Source organism: Streptomyces sp. NPDC056169 (genome assembly GCF_042268445.1).
Classification (GTDB): Bacteria; Actinomycetota; Actinomycetes; order Streptomycetales; family Streptomycetaceae; genus Streptomyces.
Genome location: NZ_JBHJUO010000009.1, coordinates 169,898 through 194,620, shown reverse-complemented (window position 1 = coordinate 194,620; position 24,723 = coordinate 169,898). Strand labels below are relative to the sequence as shown.

Genomic DNA, 24,723 nt, shown 5'->3' with positions numbered 1-24,723 from the left:
CGGTTCTCATGGGGGCATGGATCACACCGCATCCCTGACGGCCCCGCCCCGCCCCCTCCGCAGGATCGTGCTCATCGGCCTGGCGGTCCTCGGCTTGGCGAGCGCTCTGTTCGTCGTGCGGGGGCCGCTGCTGATGTCCGCTCCGCGGTGCATGACAGGGCAGTGGCACGGCTGCCTCGACACCTTCAACGGTGTGGTGCTCATGACGCTGGTCGCACTGCCGTTGTCCCTGCTGCTGGTGTGGGCCCTGGCACGGCGTCGGCGTGCCGTCGGTGTCGCCTCGGCGTGGCGGCTGTCGCTGGCCGAGGTGGGCATGGTCCACGGGACGGTGCCGTTCCTCTGGATCACGATGATGCCGGGCGGCGGGGCCGGCATCGTTCCCGCCCGGGTGAGCCTGGTGCCGCTGCGGGACCTGGTCACGATGGGGCCCCTCGGGATCGTCGGCAACCTGCTGGTCTTCGCGTCGCTGGGGTTCTTCGCCCCGATGCGCTTCACCGCGCTGGCGACCGCGCCACGGATCCTCGCGCTCGGCGCGGGCTGCTCGATCCTGGTCGAGACCGCACAGTACGTCCTCCGGTTGGACCGGGTGTCCTCCGTGGACGACGTCCTGGTCAACGCCACCGGCGCCGTACTGGCCGCGCTGGCGTCCCGCCGCTGGTGGCGGACCAGGCCCTCGCATACATCGGCGATACGGAGTGCTGCTTAGGCTTCGGGCATGCGCGTACTGATCGTGGAGGACGAGCCCTACCTGGCCGAAGCCATCCGTGACGGCCTCCGGCTGGAGGCGATCGCCGCCGACATCGCGGGCGACGGCGACTCCGCCCTGGAGCTGCTCGGCATCCACTCCTACGACCTCGCCGTCCTCGACCGCGACATCCCCGGCCCCTCCGGCGACGAGATCGCCCGGCGCATCGTCGCGTCCGGCAGCGGCATCCCGATCCTCATGCTCACCGCCGCCGACCGGATCGACGACAAGGCCTCCGGGTTCGCGCTCGGCGCCGACGACTACCTCACCAAGCCGTTCGAGCTGCGGGAGCTCGTCCTGCGGCTGAGGGCGCTCGACCGCAGGCGCGCGTACGCCCGGCCCCCGGTCCGCGAGATCGCGGGCCTGCGGCTCGACCCCTTCCGCCGGGAGGTCTTCCGCGACGGACGCTACGTCGCCCTCACCCGCAAGCAGTTCGCCGTGCTCGACGTCCTCGTCGCCGCCGAAGGCGGGGTCGTCAGCACCGAAGAGCTGCTGGAACGGGCCTGGGACGAGAACGCCGACCCCTTCACCAACGCCGTCCGCATCACCGTCTCCGCACTGCGCAAACGGCTCGGCGAACCGTGGATCATCGCCACGGTGCCGGGTGTCGGCTACCGCATCGACGCCACCCCCGAGGCCGGCCTCGGCCCCGAAGCCGGTCCCGGCTTCGACGCCGGCCTCAGCCCCGGCGCCGGTCCCGGCCCCGAAGCCGGCCTCAGTCCCGACGCAGGTCCCGGCCCCGATGCCGGTCCGGACACCACCCGCCCCGGCCGTACGCATGCGTAGACGGCCAGGGCTCAGCGTCCGACTGAAACTCACCCTCAGCTACGCAGGGTTCCTCGCCGTCGCAGGCGCGCTCCTGCTGGCCGTGGTGTGGGGGTTCCTGCTGCGCTACGTACCCGACAACACCCAGGGCCTGCTCGGGACCTCGCCCAACCGCTACCTCCTCGTCCGCACCTTCGCCCCCGCCGCGGCCGTCGCGATGGCCTTCCTGCTCGTGTTCGGCCTCGTCGGAGGATGGCTCCTCGCCGGCCGGATGCTCGCACCGCTCACCCGGATCACCGACGCGGCGCGCACGGCCGGGAACGCCTCGCTGTCCCACCGGATCCGCATGACAGGCCGGCAGGACGAATTCCGGGAACTCGCCGACGCGTTCGACGGCATGCTCGAACAACTGGAGTCGCACGTCGCCGAGCAGCAGCGGTTCGCCGCGAACGCCTCCCACGAACTGCGCACCCCGCTGGCGATCTCGCGGACGCTTCTCGACGTCGCCCGCAAGGACCCGACGCGGGACCGGGGCGAACTCGTCGAACGGCTGCACGTCGTCAATACGCGCGCGATCGACCTCACCGAGGCCCTCCTGCTGCTCGCCCGCAGCGACCGCGGGACCTTCGCCCGCGAGAGCGTCGACCTCTCCCTCGTCGCCGAAGAGGCCGCGGAAACGCTGCTGCCCCTCGCCGAGCAGCGCGGGATCACGCTCGACGTCACCGGCGGAGCGGCACGGACCAGCGGCTCCGCGGAGCTCCTGCTGCGGATGATGACGAACCTCGTCCAGAACGCCCTCGTCCACAACCTCCCCGACGGCGGCACCGTGACGGTCCACACCGAGGAGCAGGGCGACGCGAGCGTGGTCCGGGTCGAGAACACGGGCCATCCGCTGCCACCGGAACTGGTGCCGACGCTCACCGAACCCTTCCAGCGCGGCACGGAACGCGTCCGCACCGACGAGCACGCCGGCGTCGGCCTCGGCCTGGCCCTCGTGCACAGCATCGTCCGCGCCCACGCCGGGACCCTCGACCTCGCCGCCCGCCCCGGCGGCGGTCTCCTCGTCACGGTCCGGATTCCCGGCGAGGCGTAGACGCCGTCGCCCCGCATCGGCAGGTCCCCGGGAGCCGTTTCAGGAAGCGGTCGCCTTTCCCAGCGTGTGCAGGCACTGGGTGAGGGCGGCGTGCCGGGGCGTGCCGTGGTCGCGGGTCCGGAGCCATGCCGCGTACAGCAGGGCCCACAGCACCTCGCGCATCCAGCCGGCGTCGGTGTGCGGATCGAGGGTGCCCTGGTCCTGGCCGCGCCGGAGCAGGGCGAGGATCGCCCGGTCGGCGGGGGTCTCCTGTTCAAACCCGGACCACTCGGCGAACTGCGGCACGTCGTAGAGGAGCATCAGCCGGTCGCCCAGCTCGAAGTACTCCTGGCAGAGGCGCTCCAGGGCCTCGGGAGCCGGTCCGTCGTCGAGCCGGGCCCGGTCGGTGGCCACCGCGACCCGTTCGGTGATGTCCGCGCCGATGGCGGCGATGAGGTCGGAGCGCTCGGGGAAGTAGCGGTGGACGGTGGTACGGCCGACCCCGGCGGCCTCGGCGACGTCGCCCAGCGAGGCGGCCGGGTCGGCGGAGAGCAGCGTGACGGCGGCGTCCAGGATGGCGCGGCGGGTGCGGGCGCGGGTGGCGCTCTCGCGGGTGACGGTGAGATCGGTCCCCTTCGGCATGGGGCAACGGTATCCGCTCTACCGAATAGGAGCTGTGTTTGCCTTTTATGGAACATCAATGTTCCCTTGTGGGTATGAAGCGCTCCGCTGCCTCCGTTGCCCCTGCTCTCTCTGCTCCGCGGCTGCGCGTGCTCTGGTCCTTCGCCCGCCCGCACCGGCGCACTCTCCTGCACGGCCTGGCCCTGGCGCTTGTCGCGTCCGCCCTCGGGCTCGCCACGCCCATGGTCACCAAGCAGGTCCTCGACGCCCTGGGCGACGGAGCCTCGCTCGCCGGCCCGGTGGCCGCGCTTCTGGTGCTCCTGGTGGCCGGCGGCGCCGTCGCCTACCGGCAGTGGATCATCCTGGGCGCGCTGGGGGAGAGGGTCGTCCTCGATGCCCGGGAGTCGATGGTCCGGCACCTCCTGCGCGCCGCCGTCCCCGGCGTGACCCGCCGTCCGCCGGGCGAGCTCGTCACCCGCGTCACCTCCGACACGGTGCTGCTGCGCGAGGCCGCCGCGGAATCCCTGGTCGGCCTCGTCAACGGCGGGGTCACCCTCGCCGGCTGCCTGGCCCTGATGGCCGTCCTCGATCCGGTACTGCTCGCCACCACGCTGCTCGCGATCTGGCTGGTCGCGGCCGCCTTCGTGTTCCTGATGCCGGGCATCGCCCGTGCGCAGGAACGGGCGCAGGAGTACGTCGGCGGGCTCGGCGGCACCTTGGAGGGAGCCCTGCGGGCGATCCGTACCGTCAAGTCCCACCGCGCCGAGGACCGGATGGCCGACCGCATCCTGACCGACGCCCGTGCCTCGGCGGAGCACGGCGTCCGCGCGGTCCGCCGCGAGGCGCTGGCCTGGACGATCGCCTGGACCGGGGTGAACCTCGCGATCATCACGGTGCTCGCCGTCGGCGCCTGGCGGGTCTCCCAGGGGCAACTGGAGGTGTCAGGCCTGATCGCCTTCCTGCTGTACGCGTTCGCCCTCATGGACCCGGTCACCGAACTCAGCAGGAACGTCACCTCCCTCCAGTCCGGCATCGCGGCCGCCGAACGCATCCGGCAGACCGACGCCCTGCCCCTGGAAGAGCGCGCCCAGGAGACCCCGGCTTCCGTAGGCGCGCGGGGCGACGACGCCCCCGTCCTGCTCTTCCGGGACGTCACCGCCGCGCACGCCCCCGGGGTGCCGCCCGCCGTCCGGGGCGTGGACCTGGCCGTCCCCCGGCGCGGTCATCTCGCCATCGTCGGACCCTCCGGGGCGGGCAAGACGACCCTGCTCTCCCTCGTCCTGCGCTTCCTGGAACCCACCGGCGGCGAACTGCTCCTGGACGGGCGTCCGTACCGCGAGCTCGCGCACGCCGACGTCCGGGCCCGCCTCGCGTACGTCGAACAGGACACCCCCGTCGTGCCCGGCACCCTCCGCGACAACCTGCTGCTCGCCCGCCCCGACGCCACGGAGTCCGAGCTCCGTGCCGTCCTGCGTGACGTCCGCCTCGACGACAGGATCGCCGCCCTGGACGCGGGCCTGGACACCCCCCTGGCCTCCGCGTCCGTCTCGGGCGGCGAACGCCAGCGCATCGCGCTGGCCCGCGCCCTGCTCGCCACGCCCGACGTCCTGCTCCTGGACGAGGCCACCGCTCAGCTGGACGGGCTCACCGAGGCGGCCGTCCAGGAGTGCGTACGGGCGCGGGCCCGGGACGGCGCGGTGGTCACCGTGGCCCACCGGCTCTCCACCGTCGTCGACGCGGACACCATCGTGGTCATGGAGAACGGGCGGGTCCGCGCGCAGGGCGCGCACGGGGAACTCCTCGCGACCGACGAGCTGTACCGCGAACTCGTGGAGTCCCTTCGGATGGACGCCGGGATCGTCCGCCCCCTCACCGGGAGGGCGTAGCGGCGTAGGGTTCGGCGTCGGCCGGGTGCTCCTTCCCGGTCGCGGCCTCCGGCCGGGCCTTCGCGATCGTGCAGACGCCGTCCGCGCACCGGCGCTCCAGACGGCCGCGGGAGACGGTCTGCGCCAGGCCCACCATCCAGCAGGTGGGGCAGCCGCGGAAGGCGATCAGGGCCAGCGGCGCCGCCAGCAGGGTGACCGGGCCGGCGACGGGCACCAGGGCGATCGAGCCGATGACGAGCCCGAATCCGACGGCGCCGCGCGCCAGGTGGCGCGGGACGGACTTGCTGGCGAAGTTCGTTCCGGGCGCCGCGGGTCGTGCGGCGGCCGGGGCCTTCGCGCTCGGCGCGGACTTCACGGAATGCAAGGTGTTCACGGTCGTGACTCTCCTCCGGCTTGTCGGTCGAGGGCATGATCGAGGGTCTGTGTCTGTGGCTATGGCTGCGTCTGCGTCTGTGTCGGTGCCTGTGGCTACGTCTGCGTCGGCGCCGGGTCCGTCGCCGCCAGTGCGTCACGCAGCGCCGCGCGCGCCCTGTGCAGCCGCGACTTCATCGCCGCGCCGCTAAGACCGAGCGCATCGGCGACGGTCCTGCCGGGCAGGCCCTGTACGTCCCGCATGATCAGGACCTGCCGCTGGTCGCGGGGGAGGGCGCTGACCGCCGCCGCGATCCGCTCCGCCTCCAGCCGGTGCAGCGCCGCGTCCTCGGCGGACGGTTCCGTGGACGCCTCCGGTCCGGCCGGCGCCTCGTCGCTCCGGGCGAGGAGCATCCGTACGTGCCGGAGGCATTCGTTGCGCACGATCCGGAACATCCACGAGGCGAGCGCGCCACTGGCCCGCAGCGTGCCGATCTTCCGGTAGAGGATGATCAGCGCCTCCTGCGCCGCGTCCTCCGCGTCCTGCGGCGAGGCGCACAGGGACAGGGCGAACTTGCGCACGTGCGGCTGCGATTCGATGACCACGGTGGTGAGCGACGTGACGTCGCCGTCCTGGGCGGCCTTGATCAGCCGCTCGTCCGGCCAGGGCAGGCGTCGGTTCATCTGGTCCTCATTCGGTACTCGTTCCGGGAAGGCGCCCCGCGCACGGGTTCAGGTCAGCTTCGGCTCTTGTAACGCCGCATCAGGTGCCAGCTGCACGCGCCCACGAGCAGCGCTCCGATCACGACGATGCCGGTGATCATCATGGTGTTTCCTCCCCATCCTGTCGGCCCGTTCGGCCGGTACGCACATAGGAGGCGGGGAGGGCCGGAAAGGATTCACCTCGATTCCGTGCCCCGGACTCCGTGCCCCGGACTCCGTGCCCCGGACTCCGTGCCCCGGACTCCGTGCCCCGGACTCCGGGTCCGGCCGTACGGGTCCGGACCGGCCGCGCAAGGTGTGGTGTTCGGCCAACTTTCCTTCCCTAGTGACTCGGTTGGGAATCCGGGCGACCCGTTCTCCGTTGTCGCGGGCATGACTGCGTCCCACACCGAATTCCTCCGCGGCACCGCCCGAGGAACCGCCCCCGTCCCGCTCTCCGTACTGGACCTGGCCGCCGTCGGCGAGGGCACCACGGCCCACGAGGCGCTCCAGGCCTCGGCTCGGCTGGCCCGACTGGCCGAGGCCCGGGGACTGCTCCGGTACTGGGTGGCCGAACACCACTCCATGCCCGGGATCTCCAGCAGCAGCCCCGCCGTCGTCCTCGCGCACCTGGCGGCCCACACCCGCACGCTGCGGCTCGGCTCCGGCGGGGTCATGCTGCCCAACCACGCCCCGCTCGTGGTCGCCGAGCAGTTCGGCACCCTGGAGGCGCTCGCACCGGGCCGCATCGACCTCGGTCTCGGGCGGGCCCCCGGCACCGACGGCGCCACCGCCGCGGCGCTGCGGCGGGCCGACGGAGTGCAGGCCGACGACTTCCCCGCCGAGGTCGCCGAGCTCCTCCGCTTCCTCCACGACGACTTCCCCGACGGGCACCCCTACCGGCGCATCCACGCCGTGCCCGGGCCCGTGCAGGGCGAGGTGGGGCAGCCGCAGGTGTGGCTGCTCGGCTCCTCCGGTTTCTCCGCCCGCCTCGCCGGCGAGCTGGGCCTTCCGTTCGCCTTCGCCCACCACTTCTCCGCGCGGAACACGCTCCCGGCCCTGGAGCTGTACCGGTCGAGCTTCCGGCCCTCCGCGACCCTGGCCGAGCCGTACGTGGTGCTCGGCGTCTTCGCCTTCGCCGGGGAGGAGGCCGAGGAGGCGCGACGGCAGGCGCTCACCGGGGCGCTCGCGACGGTACGGCTGCGCAGCGGCCGGCCCGGTCTCGTACCGACGCCCGAGGAGGCCGAGCGGCACGTCTTCACCGAGCAGGAGCGCGCGGTCCTCGGCACCTGGCTCGACAACGCCCTGTACGGCACGGCCGACGAGGTCAGGGCGGGCCTGGACGAACTGCAGAAGCGGACCGACGCGGACGAGCTGATGCTCGCGATGAACTCGCACAGCCCCGACTTCCGCGTGCGCTCCTACGAACTCATTGCCGACGCCTACGGCATGCCGGCCGACGTGACGGCCGGGTGAGGGGACGTCGGGGGAGGTGACCTCGGGCTGAGGTGACGTCACCGCGCAAGAGGCCCTGGCCCCCCACCGGGGCCAGGGCCTCTTCACCTGCCGTCAGCGACGGCCCGTCACGAACCCGCCGCCACCGTGACCCGCCACCCGTCGTCCGCGAGCCGGCGGCGGACCGCCTCGGCCGTCGGGGCGGGGGCCGCGAGGAGGGCCGAGAGCTCCGTGTCCGCGTCGGACCAGCTCAGCCGGATGCCGTCCGCGTCGATGCCGGAGCCCTCCGCCGCGTCGATCAGCCGGTCCACCTCGCCGGGCCCGCCGCCGAGCGGGACCGTCAGCGTCACCCGCTCCACGGGGGTCCGGCCGCCCGGCTCGTACACCGCCTCCCAGCCTTCCCGGCCGCGCTCCAGGAGGTCCACGAGCGAGGCCAGCGCCTCCTCCGACTCCGGCCCCGACACCTCCAGCGCGTTCAGCGCGCGCGTCAGCGCCTCCAGGTCCTTGCGTAAGTCGCCGAGGATCTCCGCGATCGCCGGACCGTTCGACCGGACGATGTCCGTCCAGAGCTCCGGGGAGCCGCCGGCGACCCGGATCACGTCCCGTACCCCCTGCCCGGCCAGGGCGAGTGCCTCCCGGGACGCCCCACCGAGGCGCGCCGCCATCAGCGTCGCCACGAGGTGCGGCGCGTGGGAGACGAGGGCCACCGCCCGGTCGTGCACGCCCGGTTCCATCACCAAGGGCACGGCGCCGCACAGCGCGACGGCGGCGAGCACCCGGTTGAGCGTGCCCGACGAGGTCTCGGGGCCGGGGGTCAGGACCCAGGTGCGGCCCTCGAACAGCCCGGCCCGGGCGGCCAGCGGACCGGACCGCTCGCTCCCCGCCATGGGATGGCCGCCCACATAGCTCGCGTGGTGCACCCCGGCCCGCGCCACCGCCAGTGCGGTGGTGGACTTGACGCTCGCCACATCGGTGTAGGCGTGGGCGAGCCCACGGTGCTGCTGGTCCGCGAGCACCTGCGCCACACGCGTCGGCGGTACGGCGACGACGGCCAGGTCCACCGGCCCGGGAGGCGGGCCGAAGACACCGGCCCCCCGCGCCGCGGCCACCCGCGCCGCCGACTCGTCCGCGTCCATCAGGTGCACGTGGACGCCGCGACGGGTCAGCGCGAGCCCGATGGACGTGCCGATCAGCCCGGCCCCCACCACTGCCGCATTGCGAATCACTGGATCCCCCTCATGGCCGGTTCGTCGACGGTCGCAGTCTGACCGCAAGCGGGTGTCCGGTTCTCGGCCGACCGCGCACGGCAAGTGACGCATCAGCGCACTTCGGGCATTCGCGAACGCGACAGAGCGCATGCGCGGGGACAGCAAAACCGCCCGGCGCCGGACCATAGCTTTCTGTCACCAAGGGGCCGTCAGCGAACGAAGGAGGAACGCCGTGGAACTCGATCTGCGCACGGTGATGCGGCACTTCGCCACCGGTGTCGGGGTGGTGAGCACCTGGACCGAGGATCAGGACAGCCCCGACGGGCGCCGCCACGACGCCATCACGGTCAACTCGCTCGTGCCCGTCTCCTTCGACCCCCCGCTCGTGTCGCTCTCCCTGCGCCACGGGTCGGCCTTCCTCGCCGACCTCCTCGCCTCCCGGCGGTGGGGCGTGTCGATCCTGGCCGCGGACGGGGCGGACACCGCCCGCCGCCTCGCCGGCTCCCGGGAGAGCCGGACCGAGGCGCTGACCGCCCTGCCCGCCGCGCCGGGGCCGCACACCGGAGCCCTGCTCTTCGAGGGACCCGGCTGGATGGAGTGCGCGCTCGCCGACTCCTTCACCGTCGGCGACCACCTCATGGTGATCGGCACCGTGCTGGCCACCGGGGTCGGCGCACCGCAGGACCCGCTGGTGTTCCTGCACGGGGCACTCACCCCCGCCACCAGCCCGTGACCCGGACCGTGACCTGGTCCGTGACCCGGACCCGGCCCGGAACACGGACCCGGACCCCGACCCGACCCCGGCCCCGTCTTCGTACCGCCACTTCGCCAGGGAGACCAGCATGACCGAACAGTCCAGGGCCCTCGACGAGCCCGCCGCGCCGCCCGCGCCCCGGAGCGCGTCCGGGAGCCCCGCGCTGCGCAAGGCCCTCGACGCGGCCGCCCGGATCCTCGGCGAGGACCGGGTGCTGCGCCCCGAGGGCGACGAGCGGGCGACCCGGCTCCTCGGCCCCAACGCGAGCCTCTTCCGGTCCCGCCGGATCGCCGCCGTCCTGCGGCCCGCCACCGCCGGACAGGTCCCCGAGCTCGTCGAACTCTTCTCCAAGGACACCGAATCGGGCAGCCTCCACGTGGTCAGCACCGGCCGCAACTGGGGCCTGGGCTCCCGCGAACCGGCCGACGACGACGTGGTCGTCCTCGACCTCGGCGGCCTCGACAAGGTCCGCGCACTGGACCTGGACGCCGGCTGGGCCGTCGTCGAACCCGGCGTCACCCAGGGCCACCTCTCCCGGCTCCTCGCCCACACCCCGCGCCTCGTCAACGTCACGGTCTCCGCCGCAGCGACCAGCGTCCTCGGCAACGCCCTGGACCGCGGCGTCGGCCTGCGCGGCCAGCGCACCGACGACCTCGCCGGCCTGGAGGTCGTGCTGCCGGACGGCGAGACCGTACGGGTCGGCTGGTGGCCCACGGCCGACCGGACCGCACCGGTCTACCCGCACGGCCTCGGCCCGTCACCGCTGCCGCTCTTCGTCCAGTCCGCCCTCGGCGTGGTCACCGCCGCGGTGATCCGGCTGCCCGCCCGGCCCGAGGCGCTGCGCGTGGTCCGCCTCGACTTCCCGCAGTCCGCCCTGAGCGCGGTGACCGACGCCGTGCGCCGCTGGGTCGCGCAAGGCCTCACGCGGGGCGTCCCGCGGATCTACGATCCGGCGGCCGCCCGGTCGTACGGCGGCACCGAGGGCGAGTTCCTCGCCCACCTCCCCGTCGACGGCACCGCCGAGGTCGTCGAGGCGCTCACCGGCATCCTGACCGCCGAGGCCCACCGCACCGGCCTCTTCACCCAGGTGACGGCCACCGAGGCGATCGACCCCGCCCACCCCAACCACGAGGTCGCCCGGCTCGTCGAGCGCGGCTACGCCGGCGACCCCGACATCGCCGACGTCCTCTTCCGGGCCAAGATGGGCGTGCCCGCCGACCGCGTGGACACGGATGCCGGCTTCGTCTTCTTCCTTCCGCTGCTGCCGTTCAACGGCGCGGACGTCTCCCGCGCGGACGGGCTGCTGAGGGAGGCGGCCGCGGCCACCGGCACCCGGCTCTCCGCGACGCTGCACCTCCTCGGCCCCGACCTGATCGACTGCGTGGTCGCGATGAAGTTCTCCCGCGAGGGAGACGCCGCCGAGCGGGCCCACCGCGCCCTCGACCTTCTCCACACCTCGTTCGCCGACGCCGGCTTCGCGCCGTACCGGCTGGACGTCGACCACGCCCATCGGCGCGACGCCCTCGCCGTCGACCCCGGAGCCCTCGCACTGACCCGTCGGCTCAAAGCCGTACTCGACCCCAACAACGCCATCGCGCCGGGACGTTACCGCTGACAGCGGGAGACCACCGGCCCCAGTGAGACAGGGGACTACAGCACATGGTCACTTCACAGGAGGTCGCCGCCCGGCGTCCCGACACCGCCCGCCCGACCACTCCGGAGGAACTGCTCAGGCGCGCCGAGGACCTCGTCCCGGTGCTGCGGGGCCTCTCCGACGACATCGAGAAGGCCCGCAGGCTGCCCGACACGGTCGTGGAGAAGCTGCGCGACGCGGGCGTCTTCCGCATGGGCGTGCCCACCGAACTCGGCGGCCCGGGCCTCGACTCCGTCCAGCAGACGGAGGTGGTGGAGACCCTCGCCCGCGGCGACGCCTCCGCCGCCTGGTGCGCCATGATCGGCATGGACACCCCGCTCTACGCCCAGTTCCTGCCCGAGTCCGTCGCCCGCGAGGAACTCAGCGACCCCGACGCCATCACGGCCGGACTGATCCTGCCGCTCGGCCGGGCCGACCGGGTGCCCGGCGGCTACCGGGTCACCGGACGCTGGGGCTTCGGCAGCGGCATCACCCACGCCGACTGGGTCGTCGCCGGCACCTTCGTCCACCAGGACGGACGGCCCGAGTCCGGGCCCGACGGCGCGCCCCGGCACTGGCGCATCATGCTGGCCCGCCGCGACGAGTTCGAGGTCCTCGACACCTGGCACACCACCGGCCTCGCGGGCAGCGGCAGCAACGACTACCAGGCGAAGGACCTGTTCGTCCCGGAGGAGCACTCCTTCAGCCTGGGCGCCCCGCGCGTCGAGGGCCCGCACTCCACGGCGGAGGCGATCCTGCGCAACATGCCCGGCGTGCCGCTCGGCGTCGCCAGGGCCGCGCTCGACCACGTACGGGAGCTGGCCGCCGGCCGCACCGACCGCAACGCCGCCACGCCGTGGGCCGACACCTACCGGGTGCAGATGGCCATCGCCGAGTCCGAGATGGAACTCGGCGCCGCCCGGCACGCCGTCTACGGCAGCCTGCGAAGGCAGGCCGAGATCCTGGAGAAGGGCGGTGAGATCGGCCGCGACGACCGGGTGGACACCGTCCTGGCGCGCGTCAACGCCTTCCGGGTCGCCCGCACCATCGTCACCCGGCTCTACGACCTCGTGGCGACGACGGCCGTCTACCGGCCCTCGCCGCTCGACCGCTGGCTGCGCGACCTGACGACGATGCGCCAGCACGTCATCGCCCAGGACCAGGTCCTCCAGTCGGCGGGCGCGCATCTGCTCGGCGGCACCCCGTACAACCCCTTCAGCCTGGGCATCGTGGCATGACCGGACACCCGCGCGCGGAGCTGACCGGCGGGCCGCTGCCGGCGCCGGCGGTCGGCACGCTCGGCGAGGCGCTCCGGCGTGCCGCGCGCACCCCGCACGGCGTGGTCGTGATCGACGGCACGGGTACGGCCGTCCGCAGGTCGTACGCCGAGCTGTACGAGGACGCGGCGCGGGCGGCGGCGGAGCTGGCCGCCGCGGGCGCACGGCCCGGCGCGCGGGTGATCCTCCGCACGGCCCGCACCACCGACCTGCTCACCGCCTTCTGGGCGTGCGTGCTCGGCGGACTCGTCCCGCTGCCCGTGTCGTACGGCTCCGGTGCCGACGGGCTCGCCGAGGCGGTCGAGGCCGTCGGGGAGGCGTGGCTGCTCGGCGACGAGCCGCCCGGCCCGCCCCCGCCGGGGCTGCGTCCGCTCCGGCCGGTGGGTGCGGCGAGAGTGGCGGGCACGGGGGACGAGGCGGACCGTGCGTCCGCCGGAGCCCGCGAGCCGGTCGAGGCGCGACCGGACGACCCCGCGGTGCTCACGCTGACCTCGGGCAGCGGCGGCCGGCCCAAGGCCGTACAGCTGACCCACCGTCACGTGCTCGCCCGGGCCCACGGCACCGCCCTCGCGCGGGGCCTCGGCCCGGACACCCGCAGCCTCAACCGGATGCCTCTCGACCACGTCAGCGGCATCGTCATGTTCCACGTACGGGACGTCTACCTCGGCTGCCACCAGGTGCACGCCGATCCCGGATGGGTCAGCGCCGACCCACTGCGCTGGCTCGACGTCGCCGAGGCCGAACGGATCGACACCACCTGGGCGCCCAACCGCGTCCTCGCGCTCCTCGTCGACCGGCTCGCCGAGGAACCGGACCGGTCCTGGGACCTCAGCCGCCTCCGGTACGTGATGAACGGCGGCGAGGCGGTCAAGGACCGTGTCGTCCGGCGGTTCGTCGAGGCGCTCGCCCCCCACGGGCTGCCGGCCACCGCCGTGCACCCCGGGTGGGGCATGCCGGAGACGGCGTCCGGCGTCGTCGACAGCGTCTTCCGCCTCTCCGACGGCCCGCTCCGGCGTCATGTGCCGGTGGGGACGCCGCAGCCCGGCGTGTCCGTGCGGGTCGTGGACGAGTCGGGGCGGGTGGTGCCGGCCGGGGTCGTGGGCCGGCTCCAGATCACCGGGGCGCCGGTCGCCGGCACGTACCTCGTGGGCGGGGTGCCGCAGCCGGCCCCGCTCTCGGACGACGGCTGGCTCGTCACCGACGACCTGGCCTTCGTGGCGGACGGCGAGCTCACCGTGACCGGCCGGGCCGACGGCCTCATCGAGGTCGGCGGCGCCCGGTGGCACGGCCACGAGATCGAGGACGCCGTCGAGGAACTCCCGTGCGTGCTCCCGTCCTTCACCGTCGCCCGCCCGCTCGCCGCGGACGGTACGGGTTCCACCGGGCTCGCGGTCTTCTTCCGGCCCAGGCCGGAGGTCTCCCCGGACGAGGCGGCGGAGCGGGTGCGCGAGCGGGTGCGGCGGCGCTTCGGGGCCGGCCCGGTGCACGCCCAGGCCCTGGCGGAGCACGAACTGCCCAGGACCGCCACCGGAAAGCTCCGCCGTTCGGTCCTCGCCGCCCGGCACCCCGGCGCCCCGGGCTGACCCCGTACCCCCCACCGAGAGGCCTGCCATGTCCCTGGATCTGACCGCGACCATGCGTACCTTCGCCACCGGAATCTGCGTCGTCACCACCTACGAGGAGGAGGGGGACCGGCGGCGCCACGACGCGGTGGCCGTCCGCTCCTTCACCTCCGTCTCCCTCGACCCACCGCTCGTCTCCCTAGCCGTCCCCCGCGACTCCGAGGTCCTCGCGACGCTGCTCACGACCAAGGTCTGGGCGGTGTCGATCCTCGACGTCGCCGGCATCGACATGGCCGAGGCCCTGGACGGCGACCGGGAGACCCGCGCCCGGGCCCTGCTCACCTGCACGGCATCGCCCGGGGAGCGCACCGGGGCGCTGGTCCTCGACGCTCCGGGCTGGCTGGAGTGCACCCTGTACGACCGCCACGACACCGGCGACCACACGGTCCTGATCGGGGAGGTGCTGTCCACCGGCGGCCGGCACCGCAGGCCCCCGCTCGTGTTCGTCAACGGCAGCCTGCGCGCACTGTCCGAGGCCTGACCGCACCCGGCCCGAACTCCGACCGGCGCACCCCGAACCCCGAACCGTGCACCCCGAACCGCGCACCCCGAACCACGCGCACCGAACCACCAACTCCGAGGAGAAGCAGTGAAATTCGGCATCTGGCTCGACTTCCGGAACCCGGCCCCGTGGCGGCAGCCCTGGACCGACGTCTACGAGGAGACGCTGTCGCTCGCCACCGACGCCGAGACCCTCGGGTTCGAGTCCGTCTGGCTGTCCGAGCACCACCTCACCGACGAGGGCTACCTGCCCTCCCTCTTCCCGGCGCTCGCCGCCATCGCCGCCCGCACGAGCCGGGTCCGGCTCGGCACGGCCATGGTCCTGGCCGGCCTCACCCATCCGCTGCGGCTCGCCGAGGACGCGGCCGTCACCGACCTGCTCTCCGGCGGCCGGCTGGAGCTCGGAATCGCCCCCGGCTACCGGGAGAAGGAGTTCGAGGCCCTCGGCTTCGACCGGGCCAAGCGGGGCGCCCGCACCGAGGAGACCGTCGAGATCCTCCGCAAGGCCTGGACCGGCGAGCCGTTCTCGTACGCCGGGAAGCACTTCGCCCTCGACGACGTCGTCGTCACCCCGGTGCCGCAGAGCCCGCCGCCGGTGTGGATCGGCGGCGGCAGCGAGGCCGCGGCGCGCCGGGCCGGCCGCCACGGGCTGCGCTTCCTGCCCGACCTCGGCACCCCGCCGGAGACCCTCGACCTGTACCGGCGCACCCTTGCCGAGCACGGGCACGACCCGGCCGGCTTCCCCCTCACGGCCATCGTCACGCCCGGCGTCTACGTGTGCGAGGACGCCGAGGAGGGCTGGCAGGAGATCAGGGAGCACTACTGGCACCTGCTGAACAAGTTCCAGGAGTGGTTCGGCAACCCGGGCCTGCCGTCCGTGGACGACCTGCCGCGCGAATTCTTCCTGGTGGGCCCGCCCGACGTCGTCGCCGAGGGGCTGCGCGACCGGATCAAGCCCCTGGGAGACGTCGAACGGATCATCTTCTTCGGCCGGGCCCCGGGGCTGCCGGCCGACCGGGCCCGCCGCTCGCTCGAACTGTTCTCCGAGCACGTCCTCCCGCAGTTCGCCTGAGCGCGCGGGCCGACGGCCTCTCCCGCTCGCCCGACCCATGAAGGAGCAAGGAACCATGTCAGACATCGCCATCGTCGGAGCAGGCATCTCGGGCCTCCACCTCGCCCTGCGGCTCCAGCAGGCCGGAGTGACCACGACGGTCTACGCCGAGCGCAGCACCGAGGAGCTCGCGGCGGGACGCCCGCTGAGCCTCCCCGTCCGCTTCGGGAAGACCCGCGAGCGGGAGCGCGAGCTGGGCGTCTCGCACTGGGAAGGAGGGGACGACGACACCCTCGGCGTCCGCCTCGTGGCGCGCGGGGAGCCGGGGATCGAGTTCCTCGGCCGCCTCGACGCACCCGCGAGCGGCGTCGACCTGCGCCTCTACCTGCCCACGCTCACCGCCGACTACCTGGAGCGGGGCGGCCGCGTGGTCGTGCTGCGGCCGGACGCGGCCGAGATCGACCGGATCTCCCGCGACCACGACCTGGTCGTGGTCGCCACCGGACGGGCCGCCACCACCGGGCTCTTCCCGCGCGACCCGGAGCGTTCGCCGTACACCGGGCCCCAGCGCGTCCTGACCGCCGGCCTCTTCCACGGCATCGCACCCGTCGACCCGGGCCACATCCACTTCCAGGTCACCGAGGCGGGCGAGATCTTCTCCACCCGGATCCTCACAGCCGACGGTCCCGCGCACGGCATCGTCGTGGAAGGCCTGCCCGGCGGTGCGCTGGAGCAGCTCGCCTCCTACGACCACCTGGAGGACCAGGCCGGCTTCGAGAAGACCCTGCTGGCGCTCATCGCCGAGTTCGCACCGGACCTGCGCGAGCGCATCTCCGACCGGGAGTTCGGGATCCGCCGCCCCGGCGACGTCATCCAGGGCGGTCTCACCCCGGTGGTGCGCCGCAGCTGGACCACGCTCGACTCGGGCCGGATAGCCCTGGCCCTCGGGGACGCCTGGATCGTCAACGACCCGCTGGCCGGGCAGGGCGCCAACCTGGGCTCGCGCAGCGCCTTCGAGATCGCCGAACTCATCGTCGCCGGAGGGCCGTTCGACGAGGCGTTCGCCGAGCGGGTGGCCGAGCGGCTGTGGCGGACCGCCGAGCCGGTCGTCGCCTGGTCGAACCTCAACGTCGCGCCGCCGGTCGAGCACGTGGGCGGGATCTTCGTGACCGCCACCGCCGACCAGCGGGTCGCCGACGCGTTCGTCGCCAACTTCAACCACCCGGCCGACATGTGGGAGGCCGTCAAGACGCCGGACGCCACGCGGGCCTGGCTGGACAGGATCACGGAAGCCGGATGACGGACGCGACGGACATCAAGAGCGTCTGCTGACGGCAGGCAGCGCGCACGGCCGGGCCGTGCCGCCGGGAACCTCCCCCGAGGGGGAGGAGTCCGGACGGCACGGCCCGGCCGTCTTTCCGATGTCCGATGCGTTACGCGGCGACCAGCGGCAGCGGACCGGTGTGGACGCTCCAGACGGACATCGCCATCTCCACCAGCTCGTGCAGCTGGGCACGCTCGGCCCCGTCGCGCGCCTGCAACGAGAGACCGTTGAGGAACGTGGTGTAGAAGGCGGCGATCCGGTCCGTGTCCGTGCCCCCGGCGAGCTCCCCGCCCGCCACGGCGGTGTCCAGCCGGGCCTTGAGGGTGGACTTGGTCCGGGCCCGGCAGCGCAGCGCGAAGTCCCGGACGGACTCGTGGTCGGTGGTGCAGCTGCTGGCGGCGTGCACGATCATGCAGCCGCGCGGCCGGTCGTCGGCGGTGAAGCGGTCGACGCTCCCGTGCAGGAGCGCCGCGATCGCCTCGCGCACGGTCGGGGCCTCGTCCATGGCCCGGCGCGAGGACTCCGCCTCGGTGCGCTCGTAGAGCTCGATGGCCTCCCGGAACAACTGTTCCTTGTTCTTGAAGGCGGCGTACAGGCTGGGCGGGTTGATGCCCATCGCGGCGCTCAGGTCGGTCGTCGACGTGGTGGCGTACCCGCGTTCCCAGAAGACGAGCATCGCCGTGTGCAGTGCGGCGTCCCGGTCGAAGCTGCGGGGGCGTCCGGTGCGGGCCACATGTCCTCCTTGACGGCCGATCAGCCGGTCGATAGCCTCTTCTGTAGAGGTTAGTACAGAAGTGGTGTTGTCCGCTGCCCCCCGAGTGGGGAAATCGGCGGTACCGCGTCCTGCCCTCGACTCTACGACCGGTCCGTCCCCCCGCCCACCTCGTCGGGCGACCACGGTGGCACGGCGTCCCCCTCCCCAGCCCCATCCGACAAGGAGAACCAGTTCATGACTATCGCGGACGACGCCACGGCGGGCGGCGCCTTACCCGGCACGAGCGGTCCCGACGCCCGCGTGCGGTGGGGCCTGCGGGAATGGCTGATGCTCGTGGTGGTGTGCGGAGCGTTCTCCCTCGACGCGCTCGACAACATCATGGTCGGCATCGCCACCCCCCAGATCAAGGACGAGTTCGGCATGAGCACGTCCGCCGCGCAATGGGTGGTGAGCGCGTACGTCCTCGGCTTCGGCGGCTTCCTGCTGCTCGGCGGCCGGATGTCCGACCTGCTCGGCAGGCGCCGGGTGTTCCTCGTCGGACTCACCGTCCTCGCGGCCGGCTCCCTGCTCGGCGGACTGGCGAACAGCGGCATCCTGGTCATCGTCGGCCGGCTCGTGATGGGCATCGGCGCCGCACTCACCGCGCCCTCCGCCCTCTCGATCGTCGTCGGCAACTTCCCCGAGGGGCCGCAGCGCAACCGGGCCCTCGGCATCTACACGGCCTGCGGCGCCATCGGATACTCGATCGGCGTGGTCGTCGGCGGCGCCCTCACCCAGGCCAGCTGGCGCTGGACCTTCGTGCTCGGCGTGCCGGTGGCCCTCGCGGCCCTGATCGGCGCCCTGATCCTGGTCCCCAAGGATCCGGCGCACGACGGCTCCAAGCGGCACTTCGACGCCGCCGGCGCGGTCACGGTCACCGCCGCCATGCTGCTCCTGGTCTACGGCATCGTGCAGGCCCCGACGAGCGGCTGGTTCTCCGGCGTCACGCTCGGCGTCCTCGCCGCCGCGGCCCTGCTGCTCGCCGCCTTCGTCGTCATCGAGACCCGCAGCCCGCAGCCGCTGCTCCGGCTCGGTCTGCTGCGCAACAAGTCCCTCGTGGGCGCCAGCCTGATCGCCGCGGCGATCCTCGGCACCTACATGAGCTACCAGTTCATCGGCAGCCTCTACCTCCAGTCCTACCGGGGCTGGTCGCCGCTGCAGATGGCCTTCGCCTTCCTGCCGATCGGCCTCATGATCCTCACCTTCGCGCCCCGCGCGGGGAAGTGGCTCGGCCGGACCGGACTGCGCTGGCCCGTCTTCGGCGGCATGTTCGCCTACACCGTCGCCTTCCTGCTCTTCCTGCGGGTGGGCGAGGGCTCCTCGTACTGGCTGGTCATCCTGCCCAGCATGGTGCTCATCGGCGTCGGCTTCCCGTTCGCCTTCACCGCGGCCAACGTGCGGGCCACCTCGGGCGTCGCAGAGAACGAACAGGGCCTCGCCGCGGGCATCCTGCAGACCGGCTACCAGGTCGGTGCCGCGGTGGTGCTCGCCGTGGTGACCGTCCGCATGGGCGGCGAGGAGAGCCCCTCGCACGCCGAGGCGCTCACCGGGTACCACCAGGGCACCTGGGTGATCATCCTCATCGCGGCCGTCTCCGCCTTCTCGGTGCCGATCGCCGCGCTCGCGGCCCGGCGGCGGGCCGGCAGCGGCGCCCCGGACGGGGCGGCCACGGACGGCGGCTCCTCGGACGGTGATTCCCCGGCCGGGGACTCCCCGTCCGAGCGCGCCACGGACGGGTCCGGTGCGGAGAAGGCGGACGGCCGCGCGGCCGAATCCGCCGGCCGGTCCGCGCGCTGATCCGGTTCGCGCGTTGATCCGGTCCGGAGCGGGCTCCGGAGAACAGGTGCCGGTTCGCGAGAGGCCGCTCCCCGTCGAGGGGAGCGGCCTTCCGCGCCTGGTCACGGGCCTGCCGGCCCGGGGCCGGTCACTCGTCGAGCAGGTCCGGCTGCTCGTGGACGATCTCGTCCCAGAGCAGCTGGAAGCTGAACCAGCCGAGGTGCCGGTCGCCGAAGCCGTCGCGGGCCGCCACGGCCTGCTCGTGGCTCATCGGCTTCACCTGTCCGGCGGCGGCCGCCAGCAACTGCACCTGTGCGGCGGCCTCGTAGGTGAAGAACCAGTGCACGGCCTCGTCGACCGTGCCGCCGACGGTGATCAGACCGTGGTGGCGCAGCAGGATCGACCGCTTGTCGCCGAGCCGGGCGGCGATGTCCTCGCCCTGCGCGAGGCTGATGGACGGGCCCTCGTAGTCGCTGTAGAGGACCTGGTCCTCGTAGAAGGCGGCGGATTCCTGGTCGAGCGGTTCGAGCAGCCGGCCGAGCGCGCCGAGCGCCCGCGAGTACGGGGTGTGCCCGTGTGCGGCGGCGACGGCGCCCGGGTGGGCGCGGTGGATGGCGGAGTGGATCACGAAGGCGCTGGGGTTGAGCCGGTGACGGCCCTCGACCACCCGCCCCTCGGAGTTCACCAGGATCAGGTCACGGACCTTCACCCGGCTGAAGGGGACGCCGAACGGGTTGACCCAGAACAGGTCGTCGCCCTCGGGATCTCGTACCGATATGTGTCCCGACACGCCTTCCCCGTACCCGTACTTGCCGAACAGGCGCAGGGCGGCGGTCAGGCGCTGCTTGCGGTGCCTGCGGTCGTCCTCCACGGAGTCGAAGACGGGCTCGGTCGGCATGGGCAGGCCCGTGTGGGTGTCGGCCAGGTAGTCGGCCCGTTCCTGCGTCGCGATCTCGGTCATGTGCGGGCTCCTCGGTCGTGTGGGGCGGCCGGTGTCCGGCCGGGGAGGGTGGGTGCGGGGAAGGCGGGCAGGGGGGAGTCGGGTACGCGTGGTGGTGCGGGGTGTGGCTGATGGTGTCGGGTCACAGGGCCCGGACCGGGTTCGCGGACGCGACGGGGGTGCGGGCGGCCTCCGCGTGGACGGCGTCGGCGATGTCGACGGCCCGGTCCACCAGGGAGGGAACACCGAAGGTGAAGAAGAGCGATCCCGAGGCGAGGTCGCCGAGGGCGTGGATCCGCCGGTCGGTCTCGCCGGCGGCGAGCAGCCCGCTGGTCGACCGGGAGACGTGGACGCCGCCGCGCGGATGCCGGGCGGCGAGTCCCCTGCGGACGAGGGCGTCGACGAGCGCCGACGCGCCGCGCGGGACGCGGGCCGAGCCCGGGCTGACGGCGTTGACGACGACATCGGCGTCCTGGACACCGGCGTCGCCGACGAGCCGGAAGCCCCCGTCCGGCAGGGCGGTGATGCGCTCGACGCCGCGGACGATCCGCAGCCGGCCCTGGTCGGCCCGGTCGAGCAGCGTCGCCGCGCTGGCCGGCGGCATGGGGCAGCACAGGCTCATGACGGTCCGGTAGTGGTCCCGCAGCAGCCGGGTCCGTTCGTGCTCGGGCAGCAGCGGCCAGACGTCGGGGCCCGTGTCCGGGACCGCGCGCTGGAGGAGCCGCAGGCCCGGGTCGGAGCCGTCGACGAGGTCGTACTGGCGCCGCAGCCGGGCGATGGGCTCCTCGACGCCGCAGGAGGCGATCTCCTCCGTGACGGAGTCGAGCCCCGATCCTGCGTCCGCGAGCTCGGCCCCCATCAGGGAGACCACCTCGTCGACGGAGAGCCGTTCGCCGCGCGCGGCGACGGCACGGAAGTGCGCCGCGGTGAAGTACCGCGGTTCGCGCTCCACGGGCCGCTGGCGGACGCTCGGCAGCACCCCGCGCCGGGAGGCCATGACGATCTCGCCGGTGTGCCCGGCGGCGGTCAGCTGCAGGACCACGTCCACGGCGGTCAGGCCGCTGCCGATCACGACGACCCGGTCCTGCTCGCCGATGCCGGCGAGCCGCTGCACGACCGGGTAGGGATCGGCGACGAACCCCGGAGTGCCGGTCAGCCCGTGCGGGTCGGCCGGCTCGCCGGTGCCCACGCAGAGCACGGTGTGGTCGAGGGCGTACGGGGTGCGGTCGGCCGTGTACGCGACGAGGGAGCCGTCCTCGCGCGCCAGGTCGACCACGGCGGCCCGGACCAGCTGGATGCGGGAGCCGCGGGCCGCGAGCCGGTTCAGCGCGCTGCGGGCGCACTGCTCCAGATAGTCGCCGTACAGAGCCCGGGGCGGGAACGTGATGCCCGACCGGGCGTCGACGTGGTCGGTGCGCGTGCCGAGGACCACGGCCCGCGCTTCCAGCCACCGGGTGAAGTGCTCCGGGTCGCCGGCCCGGACGGTCATGTCCTCGGGTGGGGCGTTCACCCGCAGGGTCGCCGCGTCGGGTTGGTAGGCACGACCCCGCCACAGGTGCGGGGAGGGGTCGAACACCGTGACCGACTCGGGAATTTCTTCGCGCTGGCTCAAAGTGTCGAGCAGGCATACGGCGGAGGCGCCGCCTCCGATGATGCCGATTCTCGCAGGAAACAACATTCGAGCGAACCCCGTTCAATGGCGCGGATGATGTCCGTTCTTTTGCAGAGGGAAAACCGATCGGAACAGGCGCGGAAAGAAATGCGGAAGGTGGGTGCCGGAACATCGGGAGAACCGAACCGCAAAACCTGTGAAATCGGGCTCCAGTCTGCTGGCTCCCCACTGCTGCCGCTGGCGCGAACACGCATACGACATAACGGGTTTGCGCACACCGCTGAGATGCACGTGCATCCGCACGGGAAGCAAGGAGGGGAGAGGGAGAAGGAGAAGGTGGGGAAGGCGGGGGTGATGGGGGAAGTGGGGGATGGGGTGACGGTGGGGAGGGGGCGGGCGGGCCGGCCGGGCCCGCCGCCGGGCTGCTGGAGTCCGCGGGAGTCCGGGCTACGGGAGTCCGCGCGTGGACTGGCGGCGCCACTCACGGGGGGCCACCCCGTAGCGCTCGCGGAACAGCTTGCTGAAGTGCGACGCGCTGTCGAGGCCCCAGCGCTCCGCGATGTTGGCCACCGTCAGATGGGCGGTGCGCGGGTCGGAGAGGTCGTCCCGGCAGCGGCGCAGCCGCTCGTTGCGGATCCACAGGGCGGGACTGCTGTCCTCGTCCTGGAACAGCAGCTGGAGGTAGCGCAGGGAGATCTTGTGATTCCTGGCCAGCAGCCGGGGGCTCAGCTCGGAGCAGCTGAGGCGGGCGCGGGCGAAGGTCTTGATCCGGTGCAGCAGGGCGCGGCGGGCCAGGACGGGGTCGCTCACCGCCTCGCCGAGCTTCTCCGAGCAGACCGCGCCGACCAGGCTGGCGACGCTGCTCCCCAGGTGGTCCGCGATCGCCGGGTCCAGCCGGGACATGTTCCGCGCGGCGCTGCGGAGCAGGTCGGCGAGGAGCACGCTGGCCCCCTCGGAGCCGGACCAGGTGGCCGCCCGCAGCGGGTGCTCGACTCCGGCCCTGAGATCGACCAGCTGGTGGTCGAACTTCACGGTGACCATGTGGATGGACTGCCGCATCCAGAGGGTGAAGGGGAGGGAGCTGTCGTAGCAGAAGAGGTTGCCCGCCCGGGCGACGGCCGTGATGTCGCCCTGCTGGACGCGGACCTCTCCCTCCAGGACGCACGCGAGGTAGAGGGGAGCGGCCGTCGCCCTGGTGGCGAGCAGCGGGGTGCGCTCCACGGCGTGCGGGCCGGCCTGGACCTCGGCGAGCTGCACGGTGCCGAAGGTGCCCGTGGCGATGGCCCCTTCGAAGTGGCCGGGCTCGGTCCGGTAGACGCGCAGCGGACCGCAGGTGTCCGTGACGAGATCCCCCCAGGCGTGGAATCCCCGTTGCAGAGCGGATTCCCCGGTGCGCAGGGTGCGCACCGGGCCGGGCGGGTCGAGCAGGACAGCGCTCATGTGAATCGTCCCGGTGCCGCCGAAAGAGATATGCAGTTGCCCTGTGGCTCTCGGGGCATGAATTTTCTCCTTTCCAGAGGACCGTTACCGGTTCTGTGCACAGATGCTCCTCATCCTGCTCCATGGGCTCGGTCGCCCGGCAGTTGGATTTGCGTCAGCGCTCTTCGAACAAGGATTCCTGCTTCGTGTATATCCACGGGAAGGGCGCGCGGCCCCTGTCGCAGTGTGTAGTTCATGGAACCTTCACGAATCTCCGCTCGTCCCGGACATGGCTGAAGCCCCGTCGGTGCGTGACCGAAGGGGCTCTTGCTTTCCTGTGCCGGGACCTTCCGGGCGCGTTCAGGGTGTGTTCCTGGGCGGGCCTGGGGCGCGGAGGCCGGAAAGGCTGCCTTGACGGCGGCGCCGGGTGGCGCGTGCGGAGGCTAGCGCGCTGCCGGTACGCCCCCGTGCACGACCTCGCGCTCCCAAGCGTCCTGCGGCTGGGTGTGCAGGCGCCAGTAGTGCTCGGCGATGTCGTCCGGGTCGAACGCGGTACCGGGTGCCACGGCGCCGGGGACGGTCACCGAGGCCACGTGCACCCCGGCCGGACCGTACTGCGCGTCGAGCAGGTCGACCAGGGTCCGGACACCGAATTTTCCGAGACCCAGGCTGACCCAGCCCGCGTTGATCCGGGGCATTCCGCCCGTGACCAGGATCGTTCCGTGCCCCCGCTCGGCCATGCCCGGTGCCACGTGGCTCGCCGTGGTGAGCGCGCCCACCACGTTCACGGCCCAGGCGTCCAACTGCCCCTGCGCGCCGAGCTCGCCCGGGGCGTCACTGCGGATGAGCGCGGCGTTGTAGACGGCCGCGTCGACCGGGCCGAGCTCGCCGCCGACCCTGTCGAGGGCGGCCCGCAGGCCCTCCTCGTCCGTGCTGTCGGCGGTCAGGGCCAGCACCCTGCCGCCGTCCCGCCGGATCTCCTCGGCGACCTGTGTCACGGTCTCCTTCGTCCGCGCGATCACGGCGACGGAGTACCCCTCCCGGGCGAACCGCGCGGCCACGGCCTTCCCGATCCCCGGCCCGGCGCCGACCACCACTGCTGTGGACACCACAACTCCTCTGTTCCTGCGAACGGTTACGGGCGGAGCGTACGACGATCTTCGACCCCGTCACCGCCCTCACCGGTCAGGAACCACCCGCGCGAGCGAACGGCGGACACGGAGCGTGACGGTGCGCCGGAGTGGCCGAACGGTTG

The 24,723-nt window shown here is 73.2% G+C and carries 22 protein-coding genes; 13 read left to right on the top strand and 9 right to left on the bottom strand.

Translation table 11 applies throughout. The annotated features are described in order from the left end of the window. Positions 1-16: 16 nt before the first annotated feature. From ACFC0G_RS16775 to ACFC0G_RS16765, 3 genes are read left to right on the top strand one after another with little or no spacing between them, the layout of a single operon-like run. On the top strand, positions 17-706 hold the full coding sequence (locus ACFC0G_RS16775; protein ID WP_376403705.1) for a VanZ family protein: 690 nt from the start codon (positions 17-19) through the stop codon (positions 704-706). A 9-nt stretch (positions 707-715) separates the two neighbouring features. Continuing rightward, positions 716-1,531 carry a response regulator transcription factor gene (locus ACFC0G_RS16770; RefSeq protein ID WP_376403703.1) on the top strand — a complete coding sequence of 272 codons (816 nt, stop codon included), beginning with the start codon at positions 716-718 and terminating at the stop codon, positions 1,529-1,531. Further along, entirely contained in the window at positions 1,524-2,603 is a 1,080-nt protein-coding gene (locus tag ACFC0G_RS16765; protein WP_376403701.1) for a sensor histidine kinase, read from the top strand. Before ACFC0G_RS16770 ends, ACFC0G_RS16765 begins: the two co-directional genes overlap by 8 nt. A 39-nt stretch (positions 2,604-2,642) precedes the next feature. Here the strand turns inward: ACFC0G_RS16765 and ACFC0G_RS16760 are convergent, their stop codons facing one another. Beyond that, complete coding sequence (locus ACFC0G_RS16760; RefSeq protein WP_376403699.1) at positions 2,643-3,224, bottom strand: TetR/AcrR family transcriptional regulator; 582 nt, start codon at positions 3,222-3,224, stop codon at positions 2,643-2,645. A 74-nt stretch (positions 3,225-3,298) separates the two neighbouring features. On the opposite strand from ACFC0G_RS16760, the gene ACFC0G_RS16755 reads away from it, so the two are divergent. Next, entirely contained in the window at positions 3,299-5,089 is a 1,791-nt protein-coding gene (locus ACFC0G_RS16755) for an ABC transporter ATP-binding protein (protein WP_376403696.1), read from the top strand. Here the strand turns inward: ACFC0G_RS16755 and ACFC0G_RS16750 are convergent. Together ACFC0G_RS16750 and ACFC0G_RS16745 are read right to left on the bottom strand one after the other, a co-directional pair. After that, positions 5,073-5,462, bottom strand: coding sequence for a hypothetical protein (locus ACFC0G_RS16750; protein ID WP_376403694.1), 390 nt, complete (start codon positions 5,460-5,462; stop codon positions 5,073-5,075). The two genes, ACFC0G_RS16755 and ACFC0G_RS16750, sit on opposite strands and share 17 nt — an antisense overlap. Positions 5,463-5,557: 95 nt before the next feature. After that, positions 5,558-6,124: an RNA polymerase sigma factor gene (locus ACFC0G_RS16745; protein ID WP_376403692.1), complete on the bottom strand. Its 567-nt coding sequence runs from the start codon at positions 6,122-6,124 to the stop codon at positions 5,558-5,560. Positions 6,125-6,535: 411 nt separating this feature from the next. Between ACFC0G_RS16745 and ACFC0G_RS16740 the strand changes: the two genes are divergently transcribed. Continuing rightward, positions 6,536-7,618 carry an LLM class flavin-dependent oxidoreductase gene (locus tag ACFC0G_RS16740; protein ID WP_376403690.1) on the top strand — a complete coding sequence of 361 codons (1,083 nt, stop codon included), beginning with the start codon at positions 6,536-6,538 and terminating at the stop codon, positions 7,616-7,618. Positions 7,619-7,725: 107 nt separating this feature from the next. Here the strand turns inward: ACFC0G_RS16740 and ACFC0G_RS16735 are convergent, their stop codons facing one another. Further along, on the bottom strand, positions 7,726-8,823 hold the full coding sequence (locus tag ACFC0G_RS16735; RefSeq protein ID WP_376403688.1) for a prephenate dehydrogenase: 1,098 nt from the start codon (positions 8,821-8,823) through the stop codon (positions 7,726-7,728). 214 nt (positions 8,824-9,037) lie between these two features. Between ACFC0G_RS16735 and ACFC0G_RS16730 the strand changes: the two genes are divergently transcribed. The 7 genes from ACFC0G_RS16730 to ACFC0G_RS16700 all read left to right on the top strand — a co-directional run bounded on the left by ACFC0G_RS16730 (position 9,038) and on the right by ACFC0G_RS16700 (position 16,943). Further along, on the top strand, positions 9,038-9,538 hold the full coding sequence (locus ACFC0G_RS16730) for a flavin reductase family protein (protein WP_376403686.1): 501 nt from the start codon (positions 9,038-9,040) through the stop codon (positions 9,536-9,538). A 109-nt stretch (positions 9,539-9,647) separates the two neighbouring features. Then, positions 9,648-11,174: an FAD-binding oxidoreductase gene (locus ACFC0G_RS16725; RefSeq protein WP_376403684.1), complete on the top strand. Its 1,527-nt coding sequence runs from the start codon at positions 9,648-9,650 to the stop codon at positions 11,172-11,174. 44 nt (positions 11,175-11,218) lie between these two features. Next, on the top strand, positions 11,219-12,430 hold the full coding sequence (locus tag ACFC0G_RS16720; protein WP_376403682.1) for an acyl-CoA dehydrogenase family protein: 1,212 nt from the start codon (positions 11,219-11,221) through the stop codon (positions 12,428-12,430). After that, on the top strand, positions 12,427-14,052 hold the full coding sequence (locus tag ACFC0G_RS16715; protein WP_376403680.1) for an AMP-binding protein: 1,626 nt from the start codon (positions 12,427-12,429) through the stop codon (positions 14,050-14,052). The genes ACFC0G_RS16720 and ACFC0G_RS16715 overlap by 4 nt, the downstream gene beginning before the upstream one ends. Before the next feature lie 28 nt (positions 14,053-14,080). Continuing rightward, positions 14,081-14,572 (top strand): flavin reductase family protein, encoded by a 492-nt coding sequence (locus ACFC0G_RS16710; protein WP_376403678.1) that lies wholly within the window; start codon positions 14,081-14,083, stop codon positions 14,570-14,572. A gap of 108 nt (positions 14,573-14,680) precedes the next feature. After that, complete coding sequence (locus ACFC0G_RS16705; RefSeq protein ID WP_376403676.1) at positions 14,681-15,664, top strand: LLM class flavin-dependent oxidoreductase; 984 nt, start codon at positions 14,681-14,683, stop codon at positions 15,662-15,664. 55 nt (positions 15,665-15,719) lie between these two features. Further along, on the top strand, positions 15,720-16,943 hold the full coding sequence (locus tag ACFC0G_RS16700) for a styrene monooxygenase/indole monooxygenase family protein (RefSeq protein ID WP_376403674.1): 1,224 nt from the start codon (positions 15,720-15,722) through the stop codon (positions 16,941-16,943). Between the two features lie 133 nt (positions 16,944-17,076). Here ACFC0G_RS16700 and ACFC0G_RS16695 read toward each other — a convergent pair whose 3' ends face one another. After that, positions 17,077-17,700: a TetR/AcrR family transcriptional regulator gene (locus tag ACFC0G_RS16695; RefSeq protein ID WP_376403672.1), complete on the bottom strand. Its 624-nt coding sequence runs from the start codon at positions 17,698-17,700 to the stop codon at positions 17,077-17,079. A gap of 216 nt (positions 17,701-17,916) precedes the next feature. On the opposite strand from ACFC0G_RS16695, the gene ACFC0G_RS16690 reads away from it, so the two are divergent. Then, positions 17,917-19,518: an MFS transporter gene (locus ACFC0G_RS16690; RefSeq protein WP_376403670.1), complete on the top strand. Its 1,602-nt coding sequence runs from the start codon at positions 17,917-17,919 to the stop codon at positions 19,516-19,518. A gap of 127 nt (positions 19,519-19,645) precedes the next feature. On the opposite strand, the gene ACFC0G_RS16685 is transcribed toward ACFC0G_RS16690, so the two are convergent. The 4 genes from ACFC0G_RS16685 to ACFC0G_RS16670 form a co-directional block, all read right to left on the bottom strand. Beyond that, positions 19,646-20,458 carry a class II aldolase/adducin family protein gene (locus tag ACFC0G_RS16685; RefSeq protein WP_376403668.1) on the bottom strand — a complete coding sequence of 271 codons (813 nt, stop codon included), beginning with the start codon at positions 20,456-20,458 and terminating at the stop codon, positions 19,646-19,648. 121 nt (positions 20,459-20,579) lie between these two features. After that, complete coding sequence (locus ACFC0G_RS16680; protein ID WP_376403666.1) at positions 20,580-22,115, bottom strand: FAD/NAD(P)-binding protein; 1,536 nt, start codon at positions 22,113-22,115, stop codon at positions 20,580-20,582. Between the two features lie 381 nt (positions 22,116-22,496). Beyond that, positions 22,497-23,489 carry a helix-turn-helix domain-containing protein gene (locus tag ACFC0G_RS16675; protein ID WP_376403664.1) on the bottom strand — a complete coding sequence of 331 codons (993 nt, stop codon included), beginning with the start codon at positions 23,487-23,489 and terminating at the stop codon, positions 22,497-22,499. Positions 23,490-23,911: 422 nt separating this feature from the next. Next, positions 23,912-24,577 (bottom strand): SDR family NAD(P)-dependent oxidoreductase, encoded by a 666-nt coding sequence (locus ACFC0G_RS16670; RefSeq protein ID WP_376403662.1) that lies wholly within the window; start codon positions 24,575-24,577, stop codon positions 23,912-23,914. Positions 24,578-24,723 lie beyond the last annotated feature (146 nt).